A 480-nucleotide genomic window follows, 5' to 3' on the forward strand; every position below is an offset into this window, starting at 1 on the left:
GTTCCGACAGATCTGCCGCCGGAATGATCAGCTGCGCCAGACTAACGCTGTAGTTGGGGATAAAGACGACCTTCAGCTTGTCGCCAATCTGCGGATCGTTATTGATCACCGCCGCCACATCGTTGATCAGGTGAATAATGTGCTTGGCCATATAGTAGGCCGAGGCCGCCTTACCGGCGAAAATATTCACCCGCGGCACCCACTCGGCCTGCGGATCGGCCTTGATCCGGTTATAGCGGGTGATGACGTGCAGCACATTCATTAGCTGCCGTTTGTATTCATGGATACGTTTGATCTGCACATCAAACAGCGCCTTCGGATTGACCACCACATTGAGCTGTTGAGCAATATAGCTGGCCAGCCGCTGTTTGTTCTCAAACTTGGCCTGACGCACCGCCTGATTGACCATCGGGTAGTCGATATGCTGTTTCAGCTCATCAAGCTGACTCAGATCGGTCCGCCAGGTGCGGCCGATATGCT

1 protein-coding gene is annotated in these 480 nt (G+C 54.0%); it reads right to left on the reverse strand.

Annotated features, from left to right (window positions below; translation table 11 throughout):
* Positions 1-480 (reverse strand): glycogen/starch/alpha-glucan phosphorylase (locus M3226_RS31595; RefSeq protein WP_251573425.1); only part of this gene is annotated, 480 nt, incomplete at both ends.

This window comes from Neobacillus cucumis (assembly GCF_023715505.1).